Origin of the sequence: Bacillus marinisedimentorum (genome assembly GCF_001644195.2) — a bacterium.
GTDB lineage: Bacteria > Bacillota > Bacilli > Bacillales > Bacillaceae_O > Bacillus_BL > Bacillus_BL marinisedimentorum.
Genome location: NZ_LWBL02000005.1, coordinates 99,255 through 110,841 on the forward strand (window position 1 = coordinate 99,255; position 11,587 = coordinate 110,841).

The 11,587-nt window shown below is 45.7% G+C and carries 12 protein-coding genes and 1 pseudogene; 2 read left to right on the forward strand and 11 right to left on the reverse strand.

Annotated elements, in window-relative coordinates; translation table 11 throughout:
- Window positions 1-62 precede the first annotated feature (62 nt).
- Window positions 63-614, reverse strand: a complete 552-nt coding sequence (locus A4U59_RS00945) for a YkoP family protein (protein ID WP_245680466.1) — start codon at window positions 612-614, stop codon at window positions 63-65.
- A 164-nt stretch (window positions 615-778) separates the two neighbouring features.
- On the opposite strand from A4U59_RS00945, the gene A4U59_RS00950 reads away from it, so the two are divergent.
- The gene (locus tag A4U59_RS00950; RefSeq protein ID WP_070119419.1) at window positions 779-1,888 is read left to right on the forward strand and encodes an MGDG synthase family glycosyltransferase; all 1,110 of its coding nucleotides are present in this window, start codon (window positions 779-781) and stop codon (window positions 1,886-1,888) included.
- A gap of 205 nt (window positions 1,889-2,093) precedes the next feature.
- Here A4U59_RS00950 and A4U59_RS00955 read toward each other — a convergent pair whose 3' ends face one another.
- From A4U59_RS00955 to A4U59_RS21185, 9 genes and pseudogenes are all read right to left on the reverse strand, one after another.
- A complete protein-coding gene (locus A4U59_RS00955) occupies window positions 2,094-2,297 on the reverse strand; it encodes a hypothetical protein (protein ID WP_070119420.1) in 204 nt (67 codons plus the stop codon).
- A gap of 341 nt (window positions 2,298-2,638) precedes the next feature.
- Window positions 2,639-4,369 (reverse strand): S8 family serine peptidase, encoded by a 1,731-nt coding sequence (locus A4U59_RS00960; protein ID WP_106406271.1) that lies wholly within the window; start codon window positions 4,367-4,369, stop codon window positions 2,639-2,641.
- 276 nt (window positions 4,370-4,645) lie between these two features.
- The gene (locus A4U59_RS22290) at window positions 4,646-4,768 is read right to left on the reverse strand and encodes a hypothetical protein (protein ID WP_281183295.1); all 123 of its coding nucleotides are present in this window, start codon (window positions 4,766-4,768) and stop codon (window positions 4,646-4,648) included.
- Entirely contained in the window at window positions 4,768-6,057 is a 1,290-nt protein-coding gene (locus A4U59_RS00965; RefSeq protein ID WP_070119422.1) for a helix-turn-helix domain-containing protein, read from the reverse strand. Before A4U59_RS00965 ends, A4U59_RS22290 begins: the two co-directional genes overlap by 1 nt.
- Before the next feature lie 190 nt (window positions 6,058-6,247).
- Window positions 6,248-6,991: a peptidylprolyl isomerase gene (locus A4U59_RS00970; RefSeq protein WP_070119423.1), complete on the reverse strand. Its 744-nt coding sequence runs from the start codon at window positions 6,989-6,991 to the stop codon at window positions 6,248-6,250.
- Window positions 6,992-7,164: 173 nt separating this feature from the next.
- Window positions 7,165-7,428, reverse strand: a complete 264-nt coding sequence (locus tag A4U59_RS00975; protein WP_070119424.1) for a phosphocarrier protein HPr — start codon at window positions 7,426-7,428, stop codon at window positions 7,165-7,167.
- An 18-nt stretch (window positions 7,429-7,446) separates the two neighbouring features.
- A pseudogene (locus A4U59_RS20710) lies at window positions 7,447-8,093 on the reverse strand (fructose-specific PTS transporter subunit EIIC); the annotation flags it as partial.
- Between the two features lie 223 nt (window positions 8,094-8,316).
- A complete protein-coding gene (pfkB, locus tag A4U59_RS00985) occupies window positions 8,317-9,228 on the reverse strand; it encodes a 1-phosphofructokinase (protein ID WP_070119426.1) in 912 nt (303 codons plus the stop codon).
- Complete coding sequence (locus A4U59_RS21185; RefSeq protein WP_157888105.1) at window positions 9,225-9,377, reverse strand: hypothetical protein; 153 nt, start codon at window positions 9,375-9,377, stop codon at window positions 9,225-9,227. The genes pfkB and A4U59_RS21185 overlap by 4 nt, the downstream gene beginning before the upstream one ends.
- Window positions 9,378-9,608: 231 nt before the next feature.
- Between A4U59_RS21185 and A4U59_RS22135 the strand changes: the two genes are divergently transcribed.
- Window positions 9,609-10,883 carry a L,D-transpeptidase family protein gene (locus tag A4U59_RS22135; protein WP_169823883.1) on the forward strand — a complete coding sequence of 425 codons (1,275 nt, stop codon included), beginning with the start codon at window positions 9,609-9,611 and terminating at the stop codon, window positions 10,881-10,883.
- A gap of 119 nt (window positions 10,884-11,002) precedes the next feature.
- On the opposite strand, the gene A4U59_RS00995 is transcribed toward A4U59_RS22135, so the two are convergent.
- On the reverse strand, window positions 11,003-11,491 hold the full coding sequence (locus A4U59_RS00995) for a hypothetical protein (RefSeq protein ID WP_070119428.1): 489 nt from the start codon (window positions 11,489-11,491) through the stop codon (window positions 11,003-11,005).
- Between the last annotated feature and the right edge of the window lie 96 nt (window positions 11,492-11,587).

The window sequence follows — 11,587 nt, forward strand, 5'->3', positions numbered from 1 at the left end:
TCAACCTTGATAAGATAAAAGCTGCGTTGTCATCGGACGTCATTGATTCGCAGCAAGTCAATTCAACTTCCAACTTTGCAATAACTCTTCAGCAACTTCTCTTTTGACATACAAAGATAACAGGGTTTCTTTTGCATTGCAGAGTGTTTGCCCATGGAATTCGACAGCAAATAAATAGGTATGGCGATAAAACGCTTAATACCTATATAAAAGGAGTTATGAAGGGTAAACATCTCAAATCCCAGCCGCTCCGTTCCTTTATTTAAAACGGTAATGCCGATTATACCTTTAATTTCAGTACTGCGGGGATGTGCTTCAATATAGTGGGCCAGATAGGGGAGGGCTTTTTCCACCTTCTTATAAAGAAACAGTGCTTTACGCACTTCTGATCGTTGGCCCCTCATCTCGTGAATGATCCGGATGTTATGAAGATGAATTTTAAGGAGGAGATCATTTTTCTTGATCAATGTGCCGTCAGTCAGCATTAAGTCTTTCCCTTTATACCTTGTAAGCCTGACTCTGAAGATTTGTTTTTCTTTTTCCTCGTTTTCTACATACTGGAGCCTTGTCAGTGCGTAATAAAAAGGGTCTAAAATAGTCCAAATGGAAATCATGCAAGTCCTAATCATGAATAACACATTTTTTGCTCCTTTACCTTTTATCTTTTTTAAGTTTTTACCGATCGGTGATTGTTCATAATAGCAATTTCAGCCAATTGAACAGGTATAATTCAGTCAGCCAGGTTTAACACTAAAAGAAAAAGATAAGGTGAAGGAAAATGATTAAAGTGCTTTGTCTGCCGCTCCTGCAAATCCCTTCCGGACACCATCAGGCAGCAGACACAATCATACATGCAGTTCTTGACATTTTTCCGTCCGCTTCATGTGAAAAGGCGGAAATTTTATCCTATCGATCTGAAATTCTCGAAAAGCTTATTTCCAGCACATATCTGAAATGGATTGGATATTTTCCAGCAATGTACAGCTGGATTTACCGATTTTCAGTCTGCCGGAATACTTCCGGGCAGAAACATTTTAAACTATATGAACAATTATATTTACAGGCGATGAAAACTCTTATTGAAGAAAGGGATCCTGACCTCATCATTTGCACCCATGCCCTTCCGTCTTATCTTGTCAGCAAGCTGAAACGGTCCGGAAAGATCACCATACCGGCAGTCAATGCATACACGGATTTTTTTATCCATCAGCTTTGGGGGACAGGGTCGATTGATTACCACCTTGTCGGCCACCCGGCCATGAAGGAATTATTAAAACAACGATCAGTCGAGCCCGAACGGATTTTCATGACAGGGATCCCTTTTCATAAAGAAATCACAAAAAGGGCTGAACACCGAACGATCCGTGAGCCTTTTTCAATTTTCATTGCCGGTGGAAGCCTGGGTATTGGCCCTATTTTGTCTTTACTGGATAAAATCGGTGCCAATCAGCATCTCCACTATACCGTTTTGTGCGGGAGGAATGCTGAACTTTACCGTCGAATAAAAAAACGGGATCATCCCCGGATTACTCCGCTTCCTTATATCGATTCAAGGGCAGAAATGAATATGCTTTATGATCAAGCTGACGCGATTATCACCAAGCCGGGAGGCGTCACAATAACGGAAAGCCTGGCAAAACGCCTGCCTGTTTTTATTTACCACTCACTGCCCGGTCAGGAAGAAATTAATTATATTGAACTTGAGAAACTCGGGGTCGTACACAGCCTTATGGAAAAACATAACCGAAAGCCCCTGGAACAGCAGCTTTTCAGCTATCTGACTAATAGCGATCTCATGGATCAATGGCGCAGGGCAATGGACGAATACCATAAAGAAAATTTCAAAGATGAACTTAATGAAACCCTTAAATCTATCATTTTCCCCTGACATCCGACGTTGAATATTGGGCACGGCCCTGAAAAAGCCATAAAAAAACTCGCCGATTGGCGAGACATCAATATTGTTAAAGCCGGTCACGGCGTTGAAAAAGCTTCCTTGCTGATACCCCTTGACGCTAAAAAAGAACAGCTGGCTTCCAGCTGTTCCGAAAATGTTTAATATGACTGCGGGGCATGCCCTGGAAAGATACCGCTTACGATCCGCGGGTTTCCGGCTCTTTCTTCTCATGCTCCGTTTTTAACATGGCATACTTTTCTTCCTGTTTCGCAAGTTCCTTCTTTGATGCTCTTGAAATCAGCCACATCGCAAGCAATGCGCCCAAAAAGAAAAGGACAAGCGTGATCACCGGCACCAGGTACGCTGTTTTATCATCAGGAAAATATAAAAACTCCATCATACCGCATCACTCCTTTCCCCTGCGTCCCATTAGCTGTCCTATATTATACCAGAACAGATAGTTGTTTTCATTCTTGCAGTTTTCATCAAGGAAGAACAAATGCCAAGGCGGTCGCTTAGCGGCATACGCATAAGCGGGGTACCCGCAGGGAGGTGCTCTTTCCTCCCGGAGGGGATCACCGCTTATGACGATAGCCGCTGGCGCCTGGAGCTGGACGATTCTGGCTTTTTATCCACAACATTTAAATTTTATACCTTCCTTAACAGTAAAAAAGGGCGCCGGAGGGGTGGGATCCGGCGCCTTGAAATATATGTTAAACAATGGGGGGGGTGTAAACAGAATTACTGATTGACAGTCTGGGTAAGGCTTGCAGCCCCTGCACTTACATCAAAGAAGTACTTTCCGGATCCGCTGTAGGAATAAACCTCAATGGTGTAAGTGCCGGCAGCTGAAGGCTTGAAGCTGACGGTTTCCTGTCGTTTCGTCCCTTCCGCTCTTGCAACGATATTACCGGAAGGATCATAAACATATAAATCGTAGTCAGGTGTGCTTGAGAACCAGCTCGAGCGCCAGTCCGGCATGATCATAGTGACAGCAAGCGGATGCGCTGTGTTCGTCACTTCCAGGTCAAACTGGTCATACGCTCGAGAGCCGCCCAGGCTTCCTGAACGCTTATGATGGGCAGGCGCACTGATATTAGTGCCTGTGAACCCTCCGGCGCTCTTAATTGATTCATATCCGTCAAGGCGGCCAAAACCGTAGTCAATGTCCTTTCCGGACGGTCCCCAATCCACGGAAGTGGCAGTTAGCTTGCTGAATACTTGCGATGGAGTCAAAGAAGGATTGGCATCAAGCATCAACGCAACCGTACCGGCGGTAAATGGCGTTGCCATGCTTGTCCCGCTGTATGTCACGTAGCTTGCAGATGTGTTCGCCTGCGGTGCCGTTATGTTATAACCGGGAGCGGCAATATCTGGCTTGATTCGGCCGTCTGCCGTATAGCCGCGGCTTGAGAAGTCGGCAAGGAAAAACCCGTTCTCACCAGGGTCGGCCATAGCGCCGACTGTCAGGGCCTTTTCGGCGGCTCCCGGGGCCCCGACAGTATACGTGCGCGGTCCGGAATTGCCCGCCGCGACTGCCACGACAAGGCCGGCATCAACTGCGGCATTTACCGCCGCCGAAGTAGAATCCGTTCCATCCGAACTGCCGGAACTGCCCAGACTGAGATTCAGGACTTCAATTCCGTAGGTGCTCTTATTTGCGACGGCCCAATCAACGCCGGCAGTTATGTCACTCATGCTGCCGCTCCCATTCGCATCAAGCACTTTGATTCCAACGAGGGCAGCCCCTGGAGCAACACCTTTATTGGTGCTGTTCGCCTCTCCTTCACCGGCTGCTATTCCGGCGACATGAGTACCGTGCCCCTGATCGTCATACGGCGTTGTCCTGCCATTCACATAATCCTTCCAGCCGATGACCTTGCCGTTGTCAAGATCACGGTGTCCTGCATCGATACCTGTATCGATTACCGCAACGACGATATCATCTTTTGAATAGGATAGGGGATTACCGTCCCGGTCACCATCCAGCCCGAAGTCTGTGCGGGCCTTTTCTGTGCCGGTCCAGTAGTTCGCAGTGCCATTGAACGCCTTCATTTCCACATCTTCTTCGATTTGCTTAATGAATGGCACGTTTTGAAGCTTTTGAATTTGTGCCCTGGTCATTGTTGCGGCAATTCCCTTTAGAGCATGTGTGTATTCATGCTTCAGACTGTACTTTCCAACCCGTTTTTCGATTGCCTTTGATGCCTTGCCATTCATCCTGGTTGTATCAACCTGAATAATGACAGGGATTTTGTCTGACATTGCCGATTTTTCCATCCGTTTTTCAAGATTGTCGAACACTTTGTTCCCGTCCCGATCAGCCATCACTGCAGCAGGGGCGGGTTCATTTTCATACGACTTGCCAGTGGTCGTTTTACCATCCTGTTCACCGCTTGCATACGACGGAGCAAGAAGCATCCCGGCAGCCACGCACAACGATAACACTTTACCGCTTGTTTGCATCTCCATTCCCCTTTCAATTTTTTTGCAATGTCGGCTCTATGGTGAATGACCGTGAAATCCGTATCTCCCCGCCCTCCTCTCAAAAAGAACTTATATATAGATTTCTAGCAATCTCTTTTTTTTCCCATCGATTTTTTTCGATAAAATTCAAGGCTGAAAATTTTACATTGTTTGCATTGTGATAACGATAAAAGCCCCGCAGCTGTCGGGCTGCGGGGCTTTCCGTTAAATCCGGGCTTGTTTTTGGGTGAAAATTTTCAAAGTAAAATTTTAAACGGGTCTTTAAAGGTCGGTATGCTCGGAAGTTGGCATAACTGGTCCTGGTGGATCATCCGCAAATACGTTTGTAGAAAAGCCAGCAAGTAGCAAAAGGATAATCGCTCCACTTCCTAATAACTTTTTCATTAAAGCACCTCCACTTTTTCTGCAATTTCTTGTTTTATTAAGAAAGCTTCATAGAGCTTTTCTTTACACTTTTCCTGATCATTTTTGTTGTTATAAAATACAGCCATTAATTCAAGAAGTTCCACTTTTTTATTCCTCATGTTCATCTGATCAGCCAGAAGCAATGCTTTAAAAACGGAATCAAGAAACTTCACTTCATCATTTTTTCTGGAATGAATTTTACACTTAGCCGTAAGTGCAATAATTTCTTCCAGGTGCAGCCGAAACTGGCGTGATAGTGTGACAGATTCCTGTGCATATTCAAGCGCTTGTTCCATATTATCTAATTTCAAATATAACTCTGCCAGGCTGCAATTTGTCCTAATGATCCCTTCACCATCTGATAGCTGCTCTTTTATTTCCAAAGAGAATTGAAAGTATTCCAATGCTTTTTCATAGTTCTTCAGTTCGAGTTCTATTTGGCCAAGATTATGCCAGTACTTTGCCTTCAGCCAGGAATCTTTAGTATGGGAACTCACATCCCTGGCTTCCAATAACTTTTCACGGGCCAACAGAAAAAATTTTTCTTTTTTATATAAGATTGCTTGCAGGGTTAGTGCACTTGCATAATGAATGCTTTTTTCATCAAGCAGATTAACAGCTTTTTCACACGCATAGTTAGCCTGGTCCATTTTATTCAGCCAGTAATAAACTGATGCCATATTGTAATAAGCTGTTCCTAACAGGCCTCGATCGTTCTCTTTTTCCAGGTGTTTTACAGCTATGGTGTATGCATGGATCGCCTCCTCAAACTTCCCCATGCTATAATGCATCGTTCCATAAATGATTTCACATTTAATGAGGTTATTTAAATCATCCAGTTCACCAAACAGCTTTTCCGCCCTTTCGATACAGGGAACCGCTTTCTTATAATCCTTTCCTTCTATATATATGAGTGCCAGTTCTTTGTATGCATGGGCAGTCTGTTTTTTGTAAAACAGACTGCTGTCTTCGTTTCGGATGATTTCAAGATATTTTTCCTTCGCCTTATCAACCAGCTGTGCCTGGCGATACGTTGCCGCCTGTTCAAGCAAAAACTCGACACGGTCCGCTTCTGCATCATCTTTAAAAAGATCGTCTGACAAACCGAGTTTCGTTTTGAGATAATGCCACGTTTCAGGGTCAGGCTTGATCTTTCCGTTTTCAATATTGCTCAGTTTGCTGATGGACATTTTGTCACTGACCGCTTCCTGCTGCGTCATGCCGAGCTGTTTTCTTCTCGCTTTAATTTCCAGGCCGATATTCGTCACGAAATCACCCCCGGGGCTTTTTAACTCTTTCGATGCCCGCTCTCTATTTCCTTTAAATTTTTCTGAATTATCTAAATTCAACTAATCTATAGGGTGGAAAATTTTAGTTAACATAATGCTGCCTGGCAATTGCCAGGCAAACAATGGAGCAATCAAAAAAGCAGCCCGCAGGCTGCTTTTCTTCGTTTCGCTATTCTTTTACAATTTCGATGCTTTCGATTTTGATTTCTTCTGCCGGGCGGTCGTTAGCATCGGTTTTCACATTGGCGATTTCGTCGACGACGTCCATGCCTTCGATGACGTGGCCGAATACGGCATGTCTTCCGTCAAGCGTGGGAGTGCCGCCATGCTCTTTATAAAGGTCAATGATTTCTTCCGGGAAGCCGACTTCCTGCATCTGCTGTATCATATCGCTGCCCACATCTTTCTTTTGGACAATAAAGAACTGACTGCCATTTGTATCAGGGCCGCGGTTGGCCATGGAAAGGGCGCCGCGGAAATTGGCAAGCTTATTTGAAAATTCATCTTCGAATGGTTCGCCCCAGATGCTCTCTCCTCCAGCACCAGTTCCCTGCGGATCGCCTGTCTGCACCATGAAATCTTGGATGACACGATGGAAAATTACGCCGTCATAATAGCCGTCTTTGCTGTGGGTGATGAAGTTTTCTACTGTTTTAGGCGCTTCTTCAGGATATAGCTTCACTTTTATATCGCCTTTTGTCGTATGGATGACTGCCACTTTTTCATTTTCCTGGACTTCCATGAATTGAGGATATTCTGACACTTCAGTTCCCTTCTTATTTTGATCAGATTGCGGCTGTCCGTTCTCTTCATTCGTCTTGGTGTTTTCGTTTGTTCCAGCCGAGTCGCCGCACGCTGAGATCGTCAATCCTGCAACTGCAAGAAAAAACATTAGGATGATAACCCGTTTCATTCACTTGTTCCCCTTCTTGTCTGTAATTGGCATTTAATGTGATTGTACATGAAATCGTCCGGAAAATCATGTATCAATTACACTACACGATTTTCATAAGCTTTTCTAATCAGATTTACTCTTCAAAAATACAAAAGACCCTGCCCATTTCAGGCAGGATCCTTTCCCCATTCTTACTTGCTCAGCGTTTCATTCATCAATTCTTCAAGGCCTGCAAGTGCTTCATCAGCATCTGACCCTTCAGCCTTGATCGTGACTTCCGCTCCCTGTGGTACACCAAGGGACATGACACCCATGATGGATTTCAGGTTGACGGTCTTGCCTTTGTACTCAAGGGTTACGTCGGATTGATAGTGTCCAGCTTTATTGACAAGCTGTGTCGCCGGACGTGCATGGATTCCAGTTTCGTCTGTGATTGTAAATGTCTTTTCTGCCATTTTTACTTCACTCCTATGTTATTGTACAGGTTTTTTCCAGAACCCGACCATCAATGCAGTGACAATGGAGCCCGCCAAAATCGCAGCAACATATAACAGTGCGCTTCTTTCCATAATCGGAATGACAAATGCGCCGCCGTCCGGAGCCGGCAGGCCGATCCCACACAGCATGGTCAGTGCGCCTGCTATTGCAGAGCCGGTGATGATGGACGGAATGCCCCGTCCCGGATCTGCAGCTGCAAACGGGATTGCATCTTCTGTTATAGAGGATGCCCCATGATATAAGCTGTTTTTCCGGCTTCGCGTTCTTGTTTTGTGAACTTGGATTTGAAAAACGACGTTGCGAGCGCCAATCCAAGCGGAGGCACCATACCGCCAGCCATAATTGCGGCATGCGGAGCATAGTTTCCTGCATCAATCATCGCAATTCCAAAGGTGAATGCGGCTTTGTTGATCGGTCCGCCAATATCAACCGCCATCATCCCACCAAGTAACAATCCTAATAATACAGCATTTCCTGTTCCTAATCCACCTTACCATTCTTGAAGGCGCATGTTAAAAGCTCCCGCCAGATCATTGACTACGTAGAACATGATCATGCCTGTCGCAAAAATGCCAAACAGCGGATATTACAAGTTTGTTCTGATCCCGGCAAGCGACTCCGGCATGCCCTCGGGCATTTTTTTAATTTCACCCGGCAATCAATCGCCGTGAAACCCGAGCTGCCCTATGCAGCTATGAACCGCCGATCATACCTGGTGAAAGCCCTGGCCTGTCAGCGATACTTAACGCAATGAATCCGGCGCATGGTCCTGACATGGCGGCCGCCACTAAGGTGTCTTTTGTCAGCAACTCTCATACTTTCATACTGGTTCACCTCTCAACTTTTTATATTTCTATCATCTTCACTTTTTCCAGCAGTGCCTCAACATTTGTTTTCTCGGCAAATCCAAGCGAAAATGCCGTTGCACTCCCTGTTGCGATTCCATATCGGAAGGCTTCCTTTTTATCTGCGGTTTCCAGATAAGATGCTGTAAAACCGGCAACGACAGAATCACCGGCACCCACCGTATTTTTCACCTTGCCCTCCGGTGCAGCTGCTGCATAAGCTTCTGAACTGTTAAGGAACAGCGCCCCTTTTCCACCCATTGAAACAATGACATTTTGAGGGCCGAGATCAAGCAATTTCCTGCCGTAAATAAGCGCATCTTCCATCGTTTCGACTTGTGCATCAAACAGGCCGCCAAGCTCATGGTGATTCGGCTTTACGAGAAACGGCTGCTCGGCGAGGGCATTCTTTAATGCGCCCCCTTTAGCATCAATGATCACTTCTGCCCCTTTGCTTTTTGCTTTTTGGGCAAGGAATTGATAAACGGTATCAGGAACGGACTTCGGGATACTGCCCGCAAAGATGACCACATCCTCTTTGCCGAGTGTTTCAAGTTTCCGTTCCAGTCCAGCCAGATTGTTTTCCGTAATCTCAGGTCCCTGGCCGTTTATTTCGGTTTCCTCCCCCGTTTTAAGTTTGATGTTGATGCGTGTATCTCCGCCTACATGGACGAAATCGGAAGAGACCCCTTCTCGCGATAGTTCCTCCGAAATGAAAGCTCCGGTGAAACCGCCGAGGAATCCGAGTGCGGTATTTTCTTGTCCAAGTCTCTTTAAAACACGCGAAACGTTGATGCCTTTTCCGCCAGAGCTTTTCGTTTCAAAAGATGTAATGTTCAGGGAACCGAGCTCAAGATTGTCCACGCCAACGATATAGTCAACCGATGGGTTCAATGTAACGGTATAAATCATGTGCTCACCACTTCTATTCTTGTATGTTTTTGATACTTCTTAAGATGATGGGAATCAAGCGCTGAACTTGCAATGATATCGGCGTCCTGCAAGTCAGCGAATCGTGCAAAAGACGTCTCGCCGAATTTCGTATTCGAATTTTCACTCATTATCCTTCTCGTTCGGTCAAAAATAAACGTGCGTACGCCTATTTTCCCCCATCCAAATGACTGTATTCCAGGCTTTCATTCCTATAAATAGTCGTTCAGACACATTGGAACTTTTTTTCTCTATCGGTAAAATAACGGAGAAGATGTCATATTTTCAGAGGTGGTGAAATGGATTCTGAGCAGAATTCGTCAGGCAATCTGTCACGGAAAACGGTGTATAAAAGGCGGAGGATGGTAAAAAGGGGTGTGTGGACCGCTGTCACATTGGTCCTGGCAGCCGGTGTCTTTGTTACTACAGAAACGCTTGGCCTTACTTCCTTTTTTAGCGGGACAAAAGAAGCGAGCCTTCGGCAGGATGAAATTCCTTTCAGGCAGGGAACAGCCGCTGCTGCGCGACCGGCGGATAACCTGGAAAAAGAACCGGTGACCGTGCTTAATTCTGAGAAACCGAAAAAAGAGCAAGTGCAAGAAGCAATTGCTGACGGGGAAAAAGAGAGGGAGCAGGACAGAGCAGTCCCGCCGCTTACGCAAGGCAAAAAAAGCGGCAGCGCAGCCCGATATCAAACTTCCGGGAAGCAGGAGCAGCCAGCAGTAAAAAAGGGTATCATTTTACGTCATACCATTTCAAAAGGCGAGACGCTGTACAGCATCGCACGTATTTATTATGAGTCGAAAGAGGGGCAGCAATTCATCATTGATGCAAACGGACTGGCAGGAACGTCCGATATAAAAGCAGGAACCGCCCTGAAAATTCCTGATCCCGACTTTTTATCGGTTTATAAAGTGAAGCAGGGCGACACACTTTTCAGCATCGCTTCACACTTTTACAGCCGCAGTAAAGTACTTTCCTATTTTTCCGGATTGAACAGCATCACCAATCCTTCGGTTGATGTAAAAGCAGGAGCAAAAGTGATGTTTCCGCAGACGCATCATCTGGATGTACATATTATCCAGCCCGGCGAAACAGCTTATAGCATTATGGACTCCTATTACAAAATCGATACATATATTGAAGCGGTGAAGGAGTTCAACCATCTGAGCGGATCGTCCCTGCAAGCAGGCACAACCCTATACATACCTAATTTTTTCAAACTTGAAGGGAAGACACAGAAGGTTCATGAGGGACGCTGGATAGAGGTCAGCAAATCGAAGCATCTCGTTACGCTTTATGATGGAGACCGGATTCTTTTCCAGGAAAAAGCGGCAACCGGCAAAAGTGACGATCTGACACCGACCGGTACGTTCCAGGTGATCGCAAAATTGGAAAATCCGTGGTACTCCCCAAAGGGAATCACCGGCGGCAGCCCGGATAATCCACTCGGAACGCGCTGGCTTGGCTTGAGTGTACCGGGTACAAGCGGTGAAAAATATGGAATCCACGGAACGAATAACCCTTCTTCGATTGGAAAGGACGTCAGCCTCGGGTGTATCAGGCTGGATAACAGAAACGTCGAATGGTTATTTGACCGCGTCCCGCTTGGCACGAAAGTCGTGATAAAAGAGTAAAAAAACGGCGATTTGCGAGCCTTCAAGCGAACACGGGAGAGCAGCTCTGTTGAAATGCTTCCTTACTGAAGGCAAAAAGAAACGTCCGGCAGCAATAATTCGCCGGACGTTCTCTTTTTTCATGTAATGGAATAAACAAACCTCGTCACTTCCTGGACAGACGGCCGGTACATCGTAAGGTAAAAACCTGCAGCAAGCCCGAACAGAATGAGTGTATAGGAAACGAAAAACTTTCCGGTGAGGAGTTTCCTGAAAGGCTTGAACGCAGGATGCAACAGGCCGATGACGCCAATCAGGATAAGCGTCGCAAACAGGGCCGCAATGACAACGATGTTAGTCCAGGCCAGCTTCATCTCCTGGATGCCCCATTGGATTTCCAGCATAGCTTTGTAATTTTGATCGCTGATCCTGATCTTGTTCGTCCTCTCTTCCATGCCAAGAGGGCCGTAATCTTTTACTGTCATAACATTTTGCTTTACGTTATAAGAATATCCATTCGGATAAATTTCAAGTTTTTCCCCGAAGAAAAACAGGGATGCGGCAAGAACGACATAGAGTGCAACCAGGAATGTGAATAACGTGATGTTCCGCTGCTTGTTGCTCCTCAATTCACTCCTCCTTTCAAAAGAGGCATACCTGCTTTAGAAGAATAGACCTTCTTTATACATTACCTTCCCGCTTTATTTACGGAAAAACCATTTTGT